The 17535-nt window shown below is 34.8% G+C and carries 20 protein-coding genes and 1 tRNA gene; 6 read left to right on the top strand and 15 right to left on the bottom strand.

The window, feature by feature from the left end; all coding sequences use genetic code 11:
* Positions 1–15 precede the first annotated feature (15 nt).
* From tsaB to YWA_RS0100670, 6 genes are read right to left on the bottom strand one after another with little or no spacing between them, the layout of a single operon-like run.
* Entirely contained in the window at positions 16–702 is a 687-nt protein-coding gene (gene tsaB, locus YWA_RS0100645; protein ID WP_022826562.1) for a tRNA (adenosine(37)-N6)-threonylcarbamoyltransferase complex dimerization subunit type 1 TsaB, read from the bottom strand.
* Positions 702–2060, bottom strand: a complete 1359-nt coding sequence (locus YWA_RS0100650) for a TolC family protein (protein WP_022826563.1) — start codon at positions 2058–2060, stop codon at positions 702–704. The genes tsaB and YWA_RS0100650 overlap by 1 nt, the downstream gene beginning before the upstream one ends.
* A 40-nt stretch (positions 2061–2100) precedes the next feature.
* Positions 2101–3198, bottom strand: coding sequence for an efflux RND transporter periplasmic adaptor subunit (locus YWA_RS0100655; protein ID WP_022826564.1), 1098 nt, complete (start codon positions 3196–3198; stop codon positions 2101–2103).
* Positions 3199–3220: 22 nt separating this feature from the next.
* Positions 3221–4489: an ABC transporter permease gene (locus YWA_RS0100660; protein WP_022826565.1), complete on the bottom strand. Its 1269-nt coding sequence runs from the start codon at positions 4487–4489 to the stop codon at positions 3221–3223.
* 3 nt (positions 4490–4492) lie between these two features.
* Positions 4493–5740: an ABC transporter permease gene (locus YWA_RS0100665; protein ID WP_022826566.1), complete on the bottom strand. Its 1248-nt coding sequence runs from the start codon at positions 5738–5740 to the stop codon at positions 4493–4495.
* Positions 5733–6434 carry an ABC transporter ATP-binding protein gene (locus YWA_RS0100670; RefSeq protein WP_022826567.1) on the bottom strand — a complete coding sequence of 234 codons (702 nt, stop codon included), beginning with the start codon at positions 6432–6434 and terminating at the stop codon, positions 5733–5735. Before YWA_RS0100670 ends, YWA_RS0100665 begins: the two co-directional genes overlap by 8 nt.
* 164 nt (positions 6435–6598) lie before the next feature.
* Here YWA_RS0100670 and YWA_RS0100675 point away from each other — a divergent pair, with 164 nt between their 5' ends.
* On the top strand, positions 6599–7996 hold the full coding sequence (locus YWA_RS0100675; protein ID WP_022826568.1) for a DUF4403 family protein: 1398 nt from the start codon (positions 6599–6601) through the stop codon (positions 7994–7996).
* Here YWA_RS0100675 and YWA_RS0100680 read toward each other — a convergent pair whose 3' ends face one another.
* From YWA_RS0100680 to YWA_RS0100720, 9 genes are all read right to left on the bottom strand, one after another.
* Positions 7997–8182: a hypothetical protein gene (locus tag YWA_RS0100680; RefSeq protein WP_051126914.1), complete on the bottom strand. Its 186-nt coding sequence runs from the start codon at positions 8180–8182 to the stop codon at positions 7997–7999.
* Between the two features lie 73 nt (positions 8183–8255).
* Positions 8256–8801 (bottom strand): DUF420 domain-containing protein, encoded by a 546-nt coding sequence (locus YWA_RS0100685; protein ID WP_022826570.1) that lies wholly within the window; start codon positions 8799–8801, stop codon positions 8256–8258.
* Positions 8801–9481, bottom strand: coding sequence for an SCO family protein (locus YWA_RS0100690; RefSeq protein WP_026718483.1), 681 nt, complete (start codon positions 9479–9481; stop codon positions 8801–8803). Before YWA_RS0100690 ends, YWA_RS0100685 begins: the two co-directional genes overlap by 1 nt.
* 8 nt (positions 9482–9489) lie before the next feature.
* Entirely contained in the window at positions 9490–10140 is a 651-nt protein-coding gene (locus tag YWA_RS0100695) for a hypothetical protein (RefSeq protein WP_022826572.1), read from the bottom strand.
* A gap of 77 nt (positions 10141–10217) precedes the next feature.
* The gene (locus YWA_RS0100700) at positions 10218–10568 is read right to left on the bottom strand and encodes a cytochrome C oxidase subunit IV family protein (protein ID WP_022826573.1); all 351 of its coding nucleotides are present in this window, start codon (positions 10566–10568) and stop codon (positions 10218–10220) included.
* Between the two features lie 21 nt (positions 10569–10589).
* Positions 10590–11621: a cytochrome c oxidase subunit 3 gene (locus YWA_RS0100705; RefSeq protein ID WP_022826574.1), complete on the bottom strand. Its 1032-nt coding sequence runs from the start codon at positions 11619–11621 to the stop codon at positions 10590–10592.
* A gap of 42 nt (positions 11622–11663) precedes the next feature.
* Positions 11664–12236 carry a cytochrome c oxidase subunit 3 gene (locus YWA_RS0100710; RefSeq protein WP_022826575.1) on the bottom strand — a complete coding sequence of 191 codons (573 nt, stop codon included), beginning with the start codon at positions 12234–12236 and terminating at the stop codon, positions 11664–11666.
* 5 nt (positions 12237–12241) lie between these two features.
* Complete coding sequence (cyoE, locus tag YWA_RS0100715; RefSeq protein WP_022826576.1) at positions 12242–13162, bottom strand: heme o synthase; 921 nt, start codon at positions 13160–13162, stop codon at positions 12242–12244.
* A 140-nt stretch (positions 13163–13302) separates the two neighbouring features.
* A tRNA-Phe gene (locus YWA_RS0100720) sits at positions 13303–13375 on the bottom strand.
* Between the two features lie 99 nt (positions 13376–13474).
* On the opposite strand from YWA_RS0100720, the gene YWA_RS0100725 reads away from it, so the two are divergent.
* Genes YWA_RS0100725 through YWA_RS0100745 form a run of 5 tightly spaced genes read left to right on the top strand, consistent with a single transcriptional unit; the run spans position 13475 to position 17493 of the window.
* Positions 13475–14209: a type III pantothenate kinase gene (locus YWA_RS0100725; RefSeq protein ID WP_026718484.1), complete on the top strand. Its 735-nt coding sequence runs from the start codon at positions 13475–13477 to the stop codon at positions 14207–14209.
* Positions 14202–15455 (top strand): porin family protein, encoded by a 1254-nt coding sequence (locus YWA_RS0100730; protein WP_022826577.1) that lies wholly within the window; start codon positions 14202–14204, stop codon positions 15453–15455. Before YWA_RS0100725 ends, YWA_RS0100730 begins: the two co-directional genes overlap by 8 nt.
* 22 nt (positions 15456–15477) lie before the next feature.
* The gene (gene lptC / locus YWA_RS0100735; protein WP_022826578.1) at positions 15478–16023 is read left to right on the top strand and encodes an LPS export ABC transporter periplasmic protein LptC; all 546 of its coding nucleotides are present in this window, start codon (positions 15478–15480) and stop codon (positions 16021–16023) included.
* A 10-nt stretch (positions 16024–16033) separates the two neighbouring features.
* Positions 16034–16228, top strand: a complete 195-nt coding sequence (locus YWA_RS0100740; protein WP_022826579.1) for a hypothetical protein — start codon at positions 16034–16036, stop codon at positions 16226–16228.
* Between the two features lie 2 nt (positions 16229–16230).
* On the top strand, positions 16231–17493 hold the full coding sequence (locus YWA_RS0100745; protein WP_022826580.1) for a hemolysin family protein: 1263 nt from the start codon (positions 16231–16233) through the stop codon (positions 17491–17493).
* The last annotated feature ends 42 nt before the right edge of the window (positions 17494–17535 follow it).

Consider the following 17535-nt stretch of genomic DNA (forward strand, 5'->3'; position numbering starts at 1 on the left):
AGTTAGTTTTTTACATTAAGAAGTTTTTTTCTTCGTAATCATAAAATCTTTTACATATAAAGGTTCAAAATAAGCGACATCAACAGTGTCGCTTTTTTTGTGCTTTTCAAAACTCAAAGAACTCATCTGTTTTGCAGAAGGATAAATGATTTCATCGTGAAAAATGAAGTTGCTTTTATGGAAAAATTCTTTACATTTTGCAGCTCCATCGCCTAGAAAGTGAATTTCTTCGTCGGAATTCTGATAGCTTTCATCAGTGATTATTTCAGCAGCAACTTTCGCAATAGTATTTAAATCTTTGTCGTAAGTGGCACTAAAAACTTCCATTCTTCGTGCGTCAATCATCGGAATAATCAAACCAGTAGAAATGGTAATTTGAGCGGCTAAACTTTGCAAGGTATCAACCGCAATCAGTGGTATATTCAATGCATAGCATAATCCCTTAGCGGAAGAAACGCCAATTCGCAATCCGGTGTAAGAACCTGGACCTTGACTGACGGCGATGGCATTTAAATCCTTGAAGCAAATTTCACTTTCAGTAATTAATTCCTCAATGAAAACGTGCAATTTTTCGGCATGAGAATAGCCTTCTTCTGCAATTTCGCGCAAAGCAATTGTTTTTCCGTTTTTTGCTAACGCTACGGAACAGTTTTTAGTAGCCGTTTCGATATTTAAAATATATACGTCGTTTGAAGTCATCATTATCTGCCTGTTATTGGAATGCCAAAATAAAATTCTACCACTTTTACTCGGAAAATATAATCGTATTTTGTGCGAATTACCTCTGATTCTGCGTTAGCAAATAACAATTGAGCTTGGTTTAAATCAAACGCATTCATTAAACCTACATTGAACTTTTCTTGGGCATAATTAAACGATTCTGTTCGTGCTTCAAGTGCTGTTACAGCAGCGTCGTAAGCATTTAAAGCGCCATTTACATCTGTAAAAGCAGTGTAGACATTTCGTTCTAAATCTAATTCTTGTTGGCTAACTGCAATCTGGGAACGCTTGAACGCGATTTTAGAATGCTCGATATTATTTCGCACAGAAAAGCCGTTTAATATTGGAATGTTAAGTTGGAGTCCAAATGCATTTCCTTTATTATCGCTAAATTGATTGAAAATGGCATCAGGACCTTTTACCACAATATTACCGTTTCCGTCGCTGGTATAACGATCAGAATTTGTAGCTCTTGAACTAAAACTGTAAAAACCACTCAAGGAAGGTTGAAGCGCTCCTTTTGCAATTTCAATATCCTTTTGAGCTACTTCTAAATTTGCTCGTGCAATTTTTAATTCTACACGTTCTTCTTTTGCTTTATTATAAATGGCGTCCGGAGATTGCAACATTACTTCACTTTGGGCAATCGAATAATCATTTTCGGCAACATCAAAATTTTTGAAATCATCTAATTGAAGTAATTGTGCCAAACTTAATTTAGAAATTAACAACGCATTTTCGGCATTGACAACGGCTTGTTCGCTTGTTGCTACTGTAGCTGTCATGTCTAATAAATCACCTCGCGCCACTGAACCTGCATCAACAAGTTCTTTGGTCCGGTTTTTTTGTTTGTTATTATTTGCCAATTGTTCTTTTTGCACTTTTACATTTTCCTTGTTGAACAAAATCTGTAAATAAGCATTTGCCACATTTAAGGAAACGTCATCTTTCATTTTGGTCAACTGATATTGTCCGGCAATTTTAGTCAAATTTGCACGACGTAATCGGTTTTGATTTTGCATTCCTTTATAAATGTCAACACCAACATTAACACCCATCGAAGTATTTTGAAAGGTTTGTGTTTCTGCCAGATTGGTAATTGGATTGATGTTCAAACCAATATTCCAACTGTGGGAAGCACTTGCATTGGCCGTTGGTAGAAAATTCCCTATTGCATCTTTCCTTTCGATAGCGATAGATTCAATATCTAATTTAGATTGTTGGATTGAAATGTTTTTCTCAATCGCATAATCCACACATTCTTTTAGCGTCCATTTTTTTTCTTGTGCTTGCGCAAAAATGCTGATGAGAAGTATAAAAAGCGTTGTATATTGTTTCATTTTGTGAGCTTTATTAAATTGGAAAATTGATTTTTAGAATTTATTCTACGCCAATGTTCCACACTTTAATTTTGTCGTCTTTTGTAATTCCACTTTTAATTTGAACGTAAATTCCGTCGCTAACGCCAAGAACTACGTCTCTTTTTTCAAATTTTTGACTGCCTACTTCTACTTCAACAAAAGATTTTTTAGTTTTTTCGTCAAATTGAATTAGCGATTCTTTGATAGCTAAAACTTTATCTGCTTTTTCTAAAATAATAGAAGCATTGGCACTTAAGCCGGCCCGAATAAACGTGTTGTCTTTATTGTTTAATGTTCCCTTGATTGGAAATTGTACCGCTCCATTTTCTTCTGTTCCTTTTGGTGCAATATAATCGAGTACCGCATTGAATTTCTTGTTTTCAATGGCTCCAACCGTAATTTCTAAGGGCAAATTTAATTTTATTTTTCCTACTTCAGACTCGTCTAATTTCCCTTCGAAAATCATATTTCCAACATCGGCAAGACTTGCGATTGTTGTTCCTTCGTTAAAATTATTACTTTCAATAACCTGATTTCCTGCTTTTACAGGAACGTCTAAAACCATCCCATTAACTGTAGACCGAATCATCGTTTGAGCTACATTTGCCATGCTTTTTGAAGTACCTGTTCTGATAATTTCTACATTTTGTTGAGCTGCACGATAATTTTGTTGCGATTGCTTGTACGATGTTTGCGCTAAATCAAAATCATTAGCTGAAATTACTCCTTTGTCAAAGAGTGTTTTTTGACGTTTGTATAATTTTTCTTGGTTGTCCAAATCAATTTTAGCACTTTGCACTTGGTTGAAACCGCTGTTCAAACTGGCAACATTTGGCACCACTTTGATTTTAGCAATTAAATCGCCTGCTTTGATATTGTCTCCTGCTTCGACGAATACTTCTTCAATAATTCCAGAAATATTTGGTTTGATTAAAACCTCTTCTTTCGGAACAATTTTACCTGTCGCAACCGTGCTTTTGATAATTGTACGTTCTTCCGCTTTTTCGGTTTTATACGTGATTGGCGATTGCTGATTTTTTTGGTACAAATAGTATAAAGCGCCACCAAATACGATCGCTAATATAATAAGGATGATGATTGTTGTTCTTTTTTTCATTTTTGCGTTATAATTTTTGTTTTTATTCTGTTCTTAAAGCGTCAATTGGTTTTGTTTTTACAGCTGTTCGTGCAGGAATAAATCCTGCAATTAATCCGGATAGTACTAATATCAGTAATGCAATGACTACAACAGTCAGGCTAATACTTGGATTGGCAAACATCACTTCCGAGGCGTCGGGAAGTCCATCTAAAATAGAATTCGCAAGCAATATAATTAAGGTTGAAAATATTATTCCGGCCATTCCGGCGAGTAAGGATAAAACTACTGATTCAGTTAAAATTTGTTTCTTGATGTCCCAAGGAGTAGCTCCAAGTGCACGTCGAATTCCAATTTCCTTGGTGCGTTCCTTTACTACAATCAACATGATATTGATAATTCCAATCACGCCAGAAAGTAAAATTAAGCCACCAACGATATAAGAAACTGCTTTTAAAATACCAAAAAGTCCATTGATTTTTGAATATTCTGCATATAAATCAAAATTACCAATAGCTCTGTCGTCAGTTGGAGCTATGGTATGTCGCTCTTTCAGAAGTTCAAGAATTTTAGGTTTTAAATCGGTGATGGGATAATCATCTTTTGCGGTAATTGCCATCCAACCTACGATATCACCATAATTAAAGGCTTGCTGAAAGCTCGTAAATGGTGTGTAAATTTCTTTTCCCTTTTCCTCAGAATCACCTCCCATGGTTGAAATGCTTTTATAAACACCTACGACCATAAAATTAACGCCGTTCACTTTTACGTATGTTCCCAAAACATTCTCTCCTGGCTCGTACAACTCGCGAATGATTCCTTCTCCAATAACGGCAATCTTTCTTTTTTGATTGATGTCGGTATAATTCAGAAAACGACCTTTGGTAATTTTCATTGGTTGTTGCAGAATATATTCTGGATAATCTCCGTATACGTTGTAAGCGCCTGTTTTAGTTCCTCTAACTACATTGTTGCTTCCTCTAAAACCACCAAGTTGATTTCGAGGCGAAACATATTTCAGTTGACTGAATTCGCGTTTCAAAGCATCAATATCACCATTTTTGTAATTAAAATAGCGGCCTTGTGGCAAACCTTTATACGGTTTTGAGGTCGAATTTGTCCATATAAACATCGAGTTGGTCGACATGCCGCCGAAACCTCTTTTAACGCCATTTTCCAATCCCGTACTTGCTGAAAGTAAAATAACTAAAATCGTAATTCCCCAAAACACACCAAATGCTGTAATAAAAGTACGCAAAGGTTTGGCCGATAAGGCTTCAAGAATTTCATTCCATTGGTCTTTGTTAAACATAATTTATTCGTCTCTTAGTGCTACAATTGGTCTAATTTTCGCTGCTTTGTATGCGGGAATAAATCCTGCGAAAGCGCCCGCTACGGTTAATAATATGACCGTGGTTAATGCTATATTAAAATCTACTTCAGGATGGCTGAAAAAGTCTGATTCTATAAATGGTCCAATTCCTGCCCAAAGTAGTAATCCAAAAATTAATCCTATAAAACCAGAAATTAATGTGATGAAAACAGCTTCATGCAAAATCATGGCTATAATCGAGTAAGGCGTCGCTCCCAAAGCCTTTCGAATTCCAATTTCTTTGGTGCGTTCTTTTACTACAATCAACATGATATTTCCAACGCCAACAACACCTGCAATTATGGTTAAAATTCCTACAAACCAAAAGAAAGCTTGAATAATGTCGGTTAATTGATAAATTTTCTGAGCTTGTTCCAGCGAATTTTGGATGTTCAACGCGCTTTCGTCGTCTGGTGCGATGTCGTGTCGTTCTTTCAAAATTTTGTCCAACTGCTTTGAAAAATTTTCTGATTCAGCAAGTGCTTGGTCAAAATTATCTCTTTTTGGCATGGTGAAAGCCATACTTCGAATGTCTTCTCCGGCACTATAAGCGCGTTGAGCCGTAGTTACGGGAATGAAAACACGACTTTCTTCACGTTCGCCACCCGGATCTGTAAAAACACCTACTACTTTATAAATCGTACCGGATACATTAATATTCTTACCAATTCCGCTTTTTGTGTCTTTAAATAAATCTGTAGAAACTTTTTTTCCAATAACCGCCACCTTTTCAAAATGCTCAATATCACTTAAATTGATGAACCGACCAGCAATGACTGATGCATTTTCAATAAACTGATAATTTGGATTGACACCTTCTATTCTATAAGTTCCTGTTTCTTTTCCATACACAATATTTCCACTCCAAACCGAGTACAATTTAGATCTGTTGTCAATGAAGTTTTCAAATTTCTGGGTGACAATTTCGTAATCTCGGTTTTTAAATTGCGTTTCACGTCCAATTCCTAAACCTTTAAATTCTTTTTGTGTAATCCCGGGATATATTTCAATTTTATTTGTGGCGTCCTTGGCGAATTGATTTTGAATTCCATTCTGAATTCCACGTCCCGCACCTAAAAGAATAACTAAAATAAAAATTCCAGAAGCCACGGAAACTCCCGTCAGAAAAGTACGCAACTTGTTCTTCGCAATTGCCTGAAAAATTTCTTGCCATCTTTCTATATTAAACATATAATTTGGCTCTTTGTTGGACGATTTGCTTGTCTTCGATGATTAATCCATCTTTTAAAATCACATTTCTTTTGCACATTGCTGCAATATCAGGTTCGTGTGTAACAATCAAAATAGTTTTTCCTTCGTCGTTAATACCTTGAATTAGTTCCATGACTTCATACGAAGTGGTCGTATCCAAAGCTCCCGTTGGTTCATCAGCAAGTAAAACTTTTGGATGAGATGCTAAAGCTCTTGCAATCGCAACTCGTTGTTTTTGTCCTCCTGAAAGTTCATTGGGTAAGTGGTGTGAATGGGAAGCTAGCCCCACTTTTTCTAAATAACTCATGGCAATTTCTGCGCGATCTTTTGCATTTACACCTTGGTAATAGAGTGGAAGTGCCACATTATCTAATGCCGTTTTGTAATTAATTAAATTAAAAGACTGGAATACAAATCCTAAAAATTTGTTTCTGTAACGGGAAGCAACTGTTTCGTTTAAGTTTTTAATGGGAACGCCGTCTAGAATATAACTGCCTGAATCAGCTTCGTCTAGAATTCCTAAAATATTAAGTAGCGTAGATTTTCCAGAACCGGAAGAACCCATGATTGCGACTAATTCACCTTCGGCAACGTTGAAATTAATTCCTTTTAATACATGCAAAGAGGAACTTCCTGTTTGATACGATTTATGTAAGTCTTTAATTTCAATCATTTTAAAGTATGTTTTTTTATTTTTTGGATGTGCAAAACCGTTGTAAAAATATAAAATCTTGCGACTGCTACAGTAGTAAGACGAAAAAAAATTAATTTGTTACAATTACGGTCAAATTTATTTTGGTATTCGTTAATTTTGCTATCTTAAACACCCTCATAATTATGTATTTAGTTAAACGCATATTTCTATTTTTCACTGCTGTTATTTTTCTGTATAGCTGTTCTTCAACAACGAAGATTAATGCGTTCCGACCTGAACCTGAGGATGCTTCGCCGCTGATTTACGACAACAAACCTTCGTTTATAAGTTTGCCTGTAGCTTTGAAAATTAAAGATATTGAAAACCAAACTAATAAATTTTTGACGGGAATAATTTATGAAGATAATAACATTAAAGACGACGACTATACGATCACAATTTGGAAACAAGCGCCAATTGGTATCGAAAATGAAAATGGTAAAATAAAAACAGTTCTACCTTTAAAAGTTAATGTAAAATACAGAATAGGAACTGAACGTTTAGGTGTGGCGTTGTACAATACCCAAGAATTTAATTTCGATGGAGTTATTACACTGATGAGTTCAGTGAATTTAAACAATTGGAAATTAAAAACTAAAACGCAATTCAAGTCTATTGTGTGGAAAGAAAGTCCTTCGATTAAGGTGTTTGGGAAAGATGCACCAATTACGTACTTGATTAATCCTGCGGTTCAAGCTTTCAAATCTAAAATTGAAAAATCAATTGATCAAGCCATCGAAGAGTCGATGGATTTTAAACCAAATGTTTTAGACGCACTAGATAAAATTGCCACACCCTCTGAAATGAGTGCTGAATATGAATCTTGGCTTCGCGTGGTTCCCACAGAATTATATGCGACAGAAGCTCAGATCAAAGGGCAAAGTATTGTGATGCAAATGGGTTTGAAATGCACGATTGAAACACTTATTGGTAAACAGCCTGCAAAAATATTTGATAAAAATAAAATTGTATTGAAACCTGTAAGTAAAATGCCTGATAATTTTACGGCAAATATTATTGCAGTTTCAACGTATAAAGATGCTTCTAAAATTATAACGAAGAACTTTGAAGGGCAAGAATTCGGTTCGGGAAGTCGGAAAGTAAAAGTATTGAACGTGGCGCTTTGGCACAAAAACGATAAAATAGTTATTGCTTTAGATTTGAGTGGAAGTTTAACGGGAACCATTTATTTGACTGGTTTGCCTAAGTACAATGACAAAACAAAAGAAATTTATTTTGATAATTTAGATTATGCGGTAGATACAAAAAGCAGTTTGATTCGGACTGCAAACTGGTTAGCATCGGGTTTGATTTTAAGAAAGATGGAAGAAAGTTGCCGTTATTCGTTGCAACCTAATTTGGAAGATGGAAAGAAAACGATGTTGAATTATCTTTCTAATTTCTCTCCAATGCCGGGTGTTTTTGTAAACGGTAAAATGGGTACTATTACTTTCACGGATATTCAATTGACCAATAAAGCTATTTTAGCATTCTTAACAGTGGACGGAAAAGTGGCTGTAAAAGTCGATGGTCTCGAATAATTAGGCTTTTGCTTTCTTTCTGCTTTTGTAAATGATATAAAAAATAACGCCAACTAATATATAGGGGAAGGCCATTAAATAAACGATTCCGTCGTTAACGGCTTCTGCTTTTACTCCGCCTTCTTCGGTTTCTAAAACCGCACGACACATCGCACATTGAGCTGAAGAATTGAAAGAATAGAACATAGTAAATAGAAATGCAAGTGCAATACTCTTTATTGAAAAGCTGTTCTGTCCTTTTTTCGATATTTTGTTTGAATTATACATAATAAGGGGAAATCATTAAATAAACTAGTACACCGGTAACGGCTACATAAAGCCAAAGCGGAAATGTAATTCGTGCTAATTTTTTATGTTTGTCAAATCGTTGTGCCAAAGCGCGAACATACGTGATTAATACAAATGGAATCACTACTATTGATAAGACGATGTGCGTCAATAAAATGAAGTAATAGAGGTACTTTAAAGTTCCTTCTCCACCAAATTTCGTGGAATCGGCAGTCATGTGATACGCAACGTACATCAATAAAAAAGCAACGGAACAGCCGATTGCTGTTTTCATTATATTTTCATGTAACTTTCTTTTGCCATTTTTAATTGCAAGTACTCCAGCAATTAATAATACGGCAGTAAATCCATTTACCGTAGCGTAAATAGGAGGTAAGAAGGTTAAAGGTGCTACATCAATTCCGAAATCTTTTAATTTGATTCCAAATAAAATCGCAACTACAAGTGGAATTGCGATCGAAAGGATGATGATCCACTTCCTGTATTTTAACTCAACTGCGTTTAAATCGTTTGCCATTATTCTTGTAATAGTAATTTGATGTCTTCTGTTAATGCTTTAATTCCTGCTTTTTCTAAACCATCGTAGTACAAAATTGGATTTCCAAAGTTGTCTTTTCGACATCTAATCGTTCCATTTTTGTCAATTAAAGCAAAAAGCCCAGAATGCTCAAATCCGCCGTTGACATTATCGTTTTGTGCGGCATACATGTTAAAACCTTTGTTTGCTATTTCGTAAATATAGTCCTTATCGCCGGTTAAGAAATGCCAATTTTCATCCGTAATTTCCAATTCTGCAGCATGTTGTTTTAAAACTTCGACCGTATCGTTTTTTGGATTGATGGTTATGGAAGCGATTCCAAAATTTTTAACACCTTTAAATTGTAGTTGGACTTCTTTTAAATTTGCATTCATTCTTGGACAAATCGTCGGACAAGTAGAAAAGAAAAATTCCAAGACATACACTTTGCCATCGTAATCTGCATTTGTAATTGTGTTGTTGTTTTGGTCAGTTAAGCTGAATTTTGGAGTTGCACCTATTTTGATCAAGTTGCTTTCCTTCTTAGAAGTGACTACGTTTAAACGGTCGCCTTTTACGATCCCGTTATCATTAAATGAGGCAATAATTTTGGGTACTGCCCAAATTCCAAACACTAAAATAACTAATGAAATTCCGATGTATGACTTATTTTTCAAAATGATAAATATTAAAGTTGTTTAGTAGCGTTGCGATTTTTTTTCAAAGCCGCTTTGTATTCGTATAAGATAATTTTAAAATCATCCAGCATCTCATTGTGTAACTCTGAAACGTGAAACATACTGTAGCCTTCTTTGTATTCCTTTTCGTCTCTTACTTTTCGACCGCGAAGGTTTCGTTCTTTGTCAATTAAGTAAACGTTATTGTTGCCTAATCCTTCATCTAAGCGATCTTTTTTTAGATGAAGTTCATTGTAGAAACTTTCGATTTCTTTTGGTGTAGCAAATATAAATTTCCATTCGGCCATTTCCGTGAAAGCGCCTAATTCTCGTTGAATGATTTTTACTTCTTCTTCCGTTCCTATAGGCGAAAGAACTACAAATTGCAAGTCTTTAAATGTATGGTAGCGTTTGTAAATTTTTTCATTTAAATTGAAATAATTTCCTCTATTCTTGTAAATATCAGCACCGCCAAAACTCAATACAGTAATCTTATTATTAAGTTCGATTTTTTCGCCAGACAAGCTTTTCCAGTTTCCCAATTCAGGAATTTTAGAAGTCAAGATTGGTAATTTGGAGAAAGTATTGACGCCCGATGCAAAAAAGAGATACGCGACGATAGGCAGAATAAACAGACAAAAAAGAACAATATTTTTTTTCATAACTGAAGTATAATTACTGTAGTGCAAAAATAAAAAAAGGAACGCAAAGCGTCCCTTTTTTATGAATTAATAAGGTGTTAAAAATTCCACTTTATGGTAGAATTTGTAAATACCTCGTAAATATAATCTCCTTCTACAAGAAGAATAAAAAATAGATACAAAATAAGGAAAACCAGCGGAGTTACCACTGCGTTTTTAAGACTAGCGGTTTCGCCTTCCATGTGCATAAATGCCCAAACAATATAGTAGGCTTTAACTATGGTAAGGATTATAAACAGCCAGTTTAAATAATTCATCGAAAGGAATGTATTTAAATGTAGTGCTTCTGGTTTGAAAATTCCGAAGATAACTTCAACAACGGTGATTACAGATAGTAAACCGAAAACAAACCAAATTCTTTTTGTATTAGATACGTGCTCGTGTGACATAATATTTCTAATTTTTGAAAATTAAACTAAGTAGAAGAAAGTAAATACGAATACCCAAACTAAATCGACAAAGTGCCAATAAAGTCCAACTTTTTCTACCATTTCATAACTTCTTCTTTTCTCGTACGTACCTAAAAGCACATTGAAGAAAACGATAATGTTAATCAATACTCCAGTGAATACGTGAAAACCGTGGAAACCGGTGATAAAGAAAAAGAAATCAGCAAATAAACGACTTCCGTATTCATTTCTTTTCAGATTTGCTCCTTCAACAACATAATGTGCTTTCGCTAACATGTCTTCTGAAGCCTCTCTAGTAAGAATAGATTTGTGTTTAGGTTTTGTATTTAAAGTAGGATGTAATGTTTTATTAGCTTTATCAGCCTCTGTAGCTTCATACAATTTTTCTGTACGAATCAATAATTCAGGATGTGCTTTAAAACCAGCTTGTACTTCAGCTACTGAGAAACTTGGAAGTGAGCCTTCTGATGAAAACCAAACTCCTTTATCTCTTGTATCTTGAACGCGGTCTTCAGCAAGTATGGCTGCAAATTCTTCTAATTTAACTCGGTTTCCTTCATTGTCTACGAATTGTAGAATGCTTCCTCCTTGTGTTTCAATAGCACCATATTCTCCTTTGATGAAATTTTTCCATTCCCATGCTTGTGAGCCCAAGAAAATAAGTCCTCCAATAATGGTTAGGAACATGTAAAATGCCACTTTCCCTTTCTTTAATTGATGTCCTGCGTCAACAGCTAAAACCATTGTTACAGAAGAGAAAATCAAAATAAAAGTCATCAATGCAACATAGTACATTGGTGCATCTACTCCATGTAGGAATGGGAAGTGATTATAAACTTCATCCGGTAATGGCCATGTCTCAATAAATTTAAATCTAGATAAACCATAAGCTGCTAGAAATCCTGAAAATGTCAATGCATCCGATACGATAAAAAACCACATCATCAATTTACCATAACTGGCCTTCATTGGTTCATTTCCGCCGCCCCAGGTTTTACCTTCGCTTTTTGCAGTAGTAACTGTCGTTCCCATAAAATTAATTCGTTAAAAAGTTCCCAAATTTACGTTTTTTTCTTATTTAAAGAAATATAAAAATAAAAACAAACACAGCCAAAGAAAATCAAGAAAGTGCCAAAACATCGCACCAAGCTCTATTCCAAGGGTTTGACCAGGATTGTATTTTTGTTTAAAATGATTATAAATTATAACCAAAATAGATATCAAACCTCCGAAAAGGTGTAAAAGATGCGCCAGAACGACTACGAACAAGAATGAGGTCGTGACGCTACTCGTTGGACCTGTGGGATAAAGGCCTAGTTTTATCAGTTGGCCAAAGCCGTCAAACTGAAAATATACGAATGCGATACCCAAGCCAAGTGTTGTCAATAAATAGATAGAAGTAAGCGATCGATTGTTGTCTTTTATCGCTTTTTTTGCCAAATGGAAGGTGATACTGCTGATTAAAATTACAATCGTGCTGATTAAAAACGCCGATGGCATTTCAAAATTCTTCCAGTCTGCTCTGGATTTACTTACAATATAGGCACTTGTTAATCCAGCAAAAACCATTACAAAGCTGATCATGGCAAACCATAACAGCATCTTTTTGGAACGGCCACTTCTTTCGTTGTATTCTTCTACGGTCATAATTTTTATCTTAAAAATTTATCTACGATGTAAACAATTTGGAGCAAGGTAATGTACATAACACTAACTAACATTAATGTTCGAGCCGCTTTTGCTGTGCGACTGTTGTATAATTTTACGGCATAAACCAACATCCAAATTCCAAGCAAAAGTACTAAAATTGCAGCAATTGGACTTAAAAATAATGCACTTCCTGTTAAACCTATTACAGGAAATAAAGCAGGTAGTAAAGAAGCTAGTATTAGCCAAACCGTATAAAGCAAAATTTGCAATGCAGTTGTATTGTCTCTCTTCCCGGAAGGCAACATAAAGATGCCTGCTTTTTCGTAATCTTCATATAGGAACCAACCTATAGCCCAAAAATGGGGAAACTGCCAAAAGAATTGAATTAGGAATAAAGTGCCGGCTTCAATGCCAAATTCACCATTATTTGCCGCAACCCAACCCAACATAAATGGAATTGCTCCAGGAATTGCTCCCGCAAATACAGACAATGAAGTCACCGTTTTTAGCGGCGTGTAAATACTAGTATACAAAAATATGGAAATCGCTCCAAACATTGCTGTTTTTGGATTGATGTTATAAAGTAGAGCAATACCAGCTATTGTAAGAATACTTGCAATTATAAATGCGGTAGTTTTTGAAATTCTCCCGGAAGGAATTGGTCGGTTTTTAGTCCGATCCATTAAGGAGTCAATGTCTTTTTCAATAATTTGATTGAATGCGTTTGAAGCACCAACCATACAATAACCACCAATGGCTAACATAATAAGAGTAATCCAGGACTGCGAATTGAAATGATCAACTCCCAATAGAAAACCTGCAATAGACGAAAACACAACACTAATGGCTAATCCTGCTTTAGTGATTTCTTTAAAATCAAAGAAAGTTGCTTTAATAGAGAAAGAGTCGTTCGTTGCTTCCAAAGCGTTTTTTAATATTATAATTCCCTTTTCTTAGGGATTGCAAAGATACTTGTTCAAAAGTGAATTGGCAAAGAAAACAATGCATAAAAAAACAGCATAATTTAAAAACAAAAAACCCGAAACAGTTGTTTCGGGTTTTGTGGTACCTCCAGGGATCGAACCAGGGACACATGGATTTTCAGTCCATTGCTCTACCATCTGAGCTAAGGTACCTTGCTTATTGCGAGTGCAAATATAGATGCTTTTTTAGTTTATCCAAAACAATTTTTAAAAAAAATGAATTCCTATCTTTGTCAAATCAAATTTTATCAGATGATTCTAGTTGTTGACATAGGAAATACCCGAATTAAAAGTGCTGTTTTTGAGAATAATAACCTCGTAGAGTTGTTTGTTTTTGATGCCGACGAATTGCAAAAAAATATTTTATTTATTTTAAAAAAATATTTTAAAATTGATGTTTTGGTTGCTGTTTCGGTTGGAAACATCGGTTTAGACGCGTTTTTGTTTCTAGAAAAAATCGTAAAAATGGAATGGATCACGCAAGAATCGCTTTTTCCGTTTGTAAATCAATATGCGACTCCTTCTACTTTGGGAATTGATCGAATGATATTGGCTTCAGGAGCGGTTTTACAATTTCCCAAACAAAATCGGTTGGTTATTGATGCGGGAACATGTATAACGTATGACTTTATTGACGCAGCTGACCATTATATTGGTGGAGCCATTAGTTTGGGCTTGCGACTACGCTATAAAGCGTTGAACAATTTCACTGCAAAATTACCGTTGTTAGAAACAAAATATCCAGACCACTATATAGGAGCTTCCACTTCTGAAGCGCTACATTCAGGCGCGGTTAACGGCTTGTTGTTTGAAATAGAAGGATTTCTGAGCCGGTACGAAGCGGATTATTCAAAATTTATTATAATTTTAACGGGAGGCGATGCAGATTTTTTGGCTAAACGATTAAAAAATACCATATTTGCCAATTCAAATTTTCTATTGGAAAGTTTGAATTTTACATATCAATATAAAATCAAAAATGATTAAAAAAATTATTGTTAGCATCTGTGTCTTACTGTCAATCAGCACGTTTGCACAAAGAGGTACATCATCTGCTTATTCCTTTTACGGAATCGGTGAAACCAAATTTAAAGGTACTTCGGAGAACAGATCCATGGGTGGCGTGAGTATTTTTCCAGATAGTATACACGTAAACTTGCAAAATCCTGCAGGTTATGGTGGTTTAAAATTTACTACATTTTCAGTTTCGGGAAGTTATAACAATACGGAATCAGCGACAAACTTTGGAACAGGTAAGTCACAAAATTCATCAATTGATTACCTAATGTTGGGTGTTCCGCTTAGCCCAAAATGGAGTGCTGGTGTAGGTTTAATGGCTTATTCAGCGGTTGGTTATCGCATTCAGACAGTGACGGAAGGGAATTTTGCTACCTCTAATCAGTTTAAAGGAAACGGTGGTGTCAATCGTGTTTTCTTAGGTTCAGGGTACCAAATCAATTCAAATTTAAGAGTAGGTGCTAATGTTGATTATAATTTTGGCGAAATTAAAACATCAGGATTAGAATTTTTGCAAACCGTTCAATACGGAACGCAGGAATTAAATATTTCTCAGGTTAGTGGTTTCACCTTTAATGCAGGAGCGATGTGGGATAAAAAAGTAACTGCAAAACATAAAGTGTTTCTTTCCTTAAATTATACCCCAGAAAGCACGTTGGATTTTACCAATAGTAGAACGGTTTCTACCGTACAATTTTCAGGATTGAGTGATCCGTTTATTATTGACGAACAAAAAATTGAAGTTGCTGACACAAAAATTAAATTGCCGTCGAAAGTCGCTTTTGGAGCAGGTTTTGGTCAGGAGCAAAAATGGTTACTTGGTGCTGAATTTACATTAAGTCAGTCTAGCAGTATGCAAAATCGTTTTGAAGATATTTCAAATGCTTCCTTCGAAAATGGTAAAAAAATTGCTGTTGGAGGGTATTACATTCCACAATTTAATTCCTATTCAAGTTATTTTAAACGTGTGACTTACCGTGCGGGATTACGTTACGAAAATACGGGATTAGTTGTAAATAATAAATCAATTGAGGATGCTGCAGTGACTGTGGGATTAGGTCTTCCGGTTATTGGAAGTTTTTCTAATGTCAACTTAGGCTTTGAATACGGACGAAAAGGCACAAAGTACGCTGATTTAGTTCGAGAAAATTACATTAACTTTACCGTGAGTCTTTCTTTAAACGACAAATGGTTTGTGAAGAGAAAATACTACTAGTATATAATTTTTCCTTCCCTAGATGAAAAAAATCGGTGGTTTGTTTAGCGCTTCACTTTTAGTTCTCTTGTTTTTTTCAAGTTGCGAAAGTAATTTAAAGGACGTTCAGAAAATTAATCTTTCTGAATTCAGTCCCAGTGGAGACGCCGATTCTATTACCTTAAAATATACAGATTCTGGTCGAATCAAAGCAGTATTGATTGCTTCAAAAATGCTTGATTTCGCAACGGTTAAATATCCTTTTACTGAATTTCCTAAAGGTATAAATGTTACTTTGTATGATCAAAAGGCAAAAAGAACCTTCATTCGTTCTGATTATGCCATTCAATTTAAAGGAACGGATATTATTGATCTGCAAGGAAATGTAAAAATTAATACTGAAGACAATCAGGTTTTAGAAACGCAACAACTCTATTTCGATCAGAAAAACGAATGGTTTTTTACAGAAGGAAAGTTTAAATTCACAGCGCCAAAAGGAATTTCAAATGGAGAAGGAATCGACTTCAATAAGGATTTCACAATAATGAATACCCAGAAATTTTCTGGCGAAGTAGAACAATCAGAATAAAAATTGAATTATGAGATATTTACAGTTTACAAAATACATATACTTAATTTTTGCTGCTTTTTTCGTCTACGACGGAATAGCAAAAATAAACGGTGAAGAGGGATCGTACTGGTTGAGCTTTGGTTTTGCCGCAGTTTCTGTATTTATGTATTTCTTTCGAAGTAATTTTTTCAACAAAGCAAAGGAAAGAGACAATAACTCATAACTATGGAAGCATTTAGTATTGTCTGTTGTTTGATACTTTCTGCTTTTTTTTCGGGCGTAGAAATCGCTTACATTTCATCGAATAAAGTGTACCTCGGAATTGAGAAAATGCAAGACACCTTCGTTTCGCGCATTTTGTTCAAGCTTACTAAAAATCCATCTAAATTTATTGCTGCAATGCTCATTGGAAACAATATTGCATTAGTAATTTACGGAATATTGATGAGTAATTTAGTCCTTGATTTTCTTATCACGCAAGGATTTTCAGGTCCATTATGGTTGATTTTGCTAATTCAAATTGCAATTACGAGTGCAATAATTATCTTAACATCGGAGTTTCTGCCTAAGATTTTCTTTCAAATTTACGCGAATACTTTAATCAAGATTTTAGCCGTTCCCGCTTATTTTTTCTACCAAATTTTCTATTATTTCTCTTCTTCAATTATTTGGGCTTCTAATATTATTCTGAAATTTTTCTTCGGAATTAAAGATTCGGATGAACAATTGCTTTTCAGTAAGATTGAATTGGGAAACTACATTACAGAGCAAATGAAATCGATTGAAAATCAAGAAGCAGTGGATTCTGAAATTCAAATTTTTCAAAATGCGTTAGAATTTTCAGGTGTAAAAGCCCGAGATATTATGAATCCGCGAACGGAAATTGCAGCGGTAGAAGTCCACGATAAGTTAATTGAATTGCGTCAATTATTTGTAGATACCGGTTATTCTAAAATATTGGTGTACCAAAATTCATTAGATGATATTATTGGATACGTTCACAGTTTTGATTTATTCAAAAAACCAAATTCAATAAAATCGATTATGATTCCTGTTGAATTTGTGCCGGAAACTATTTTTGTAAAAGAGGTGTTGAATATTTTGACGCGCAAACGAAAAAGTGTGGCAATTGTTTTGGATGAATTTGGTGGCACTTCCGGAATGATTACAGTCGAAGACATTGTGGAGGAACTTTTTGGAGAAATTGAAGACGAACACGACTTGATGGTTGAGTCGTTTATTGAAGAAGAACTTTCAGAAGGAGTTTACCGATTTTCTGCACGATTAGATGTAGAGTACATTAATGAAAATTACAAATTAAATATCCCAGAGTGCGATTCTTACAGTACATTATCTGGATTTATTGTGCATCATACCAATGAAATTCCGCAAATTGGCACTACGGTACAAATAGAAAACTTCAAATTTGAAATTCAACAAGCTTCGAATAAAAAGATTGAATTGGTGCAAATAACCATCACGGAATAAGATTTAGCATAAAAAACACATTTTAACGGAAAATATAACGGT

The organism is Flavobacterium antarcticum DSM 19726, from assembly GCF_000419685.1.
GTDB lineage: Bacteria > Bacteroidota > Bacteroidia > Flavobacteriales > Flavobacteriaceae > Flavobacterium > Flavobacterium antarcticum.

Coding starts and splice junctions, on each gene's coding strand:
- tsaB (WP_022826562.1), bottom strand. CDS start 702: ATGATGACTTCAAACGACGTATATATTTTAAATATCGAAACGGCTACT.
- YWA_RS0100650 (WP_022826563.1), bottom strand. CDS start 2,060: ATGAAACAATATACAACGCTTTTTATACTTCTCATCAGCATTTTTGCG.
- YWA_RS0100655 (WP_022826564.1), bottom strand. CDS start 3,198: ATGAAAAAAAGAACAACAATCATCATCCTTATTATATTAGCGATCGTA.
- YWA_RS0100660 (WP_022826565.1), bottom strand. CDS start 4,489: ATGTTTAACAAAGACCAATGGAATGAAATTCTTGAAGCCTTATCGGCC.
- YWA_RS0100665 (WP_022826566.1), bottom strand. CDS start 5,740: ATGTTTAATATAGAAAGATGGCAAGAAATTTTTCAGGCAATTGCGAAG.
- YWA_RS0100670 (WP_022826567.1), bottom strand. CDS start 6,434: ATGATTGAAATTAAAGACTTACATAAATCGTATCAAACAGGAAGTTCC.
- YWA_RS0100675 (WP_022826568.1), top strand. CDS start 6,599: ATGTATTTAGTTAAACGCATATTTCTATTTTTCACTGCTGTTATTTTT.
- YWA_RS0100680 (WP_051126914.1), bottom strand. CDS start 8,182: ATGTTCTATTCTTTCAATTCTTCAGCTCAATGTGCGATGTGTCGTGCG.
- YWA_RS0100685 (WP_022826570.1), bottom strand. CDS start 8,801: ATGGCAAACGATTTAAACGCAGTTGAGTTAAAATACAGGAAGTGGATC.
- YWA_RS0100695 (WP_022826572.1), bottom strand. CDS start 10,140: ATGAAAAAAAATATTGTTCTTTTTTGTCTGTTTATTCTGCCTATCGTC.
- YWA_RS0100700 (WP_022826573.1), bottom strand. CDS start 10,568: ATGTCACACGAGCACGTATCTAATACAAAAAGAATTTGGTTTGTTTTC.
- YWA_RS0100705 (WP_022826574.1), bottom strand. CDS start 11,621: ATGGGAACGACAGTTACTACTGCAAAAAGCGAAGGTAAAACCTGGGGC.
- YWA_RS0100710 (WP_022826575.1), bottom strand. CDS start 12,236: ATGACCGTAGAAGAATACAACGAAAGAAGTGGCCGTTCCAAAAAGATG.
- YWA_RS0100725 (WP_026718484.1), top strand. CDS start 13,475: ATGATTCTAGTTGTTGACATAGGAAATACCCGAATTAAAAGTGCTGTT.
- YWA_RS0100730 (WP_022826577.1), top strand. CDS start 14,202: ATGATTAAAAAAATTATTGTTAGCATCTGTGTCTTACTGTCAATCAGC.
- lptC (WP_022826578.1), top strand. CDS start 15,478: ATGAAAAAAATCGGTGGTTTGTTTAGCGCTTCACTTTTAGTTCTCTTG.
- YWA_RS0100740 (WP_022826579.1), top strand. CDS start 16,034: ATGAGATATTTACAGTTTACAAAATACATATACTTAATTTTTGCTGCT.
- YWA_RS0100745 (WP_022826580.1), top strand. CDS start 16,231: ATGGAAGCATTTAGTATTGTCTGTTGTTTGATACTTTCTGCTTTTTTT.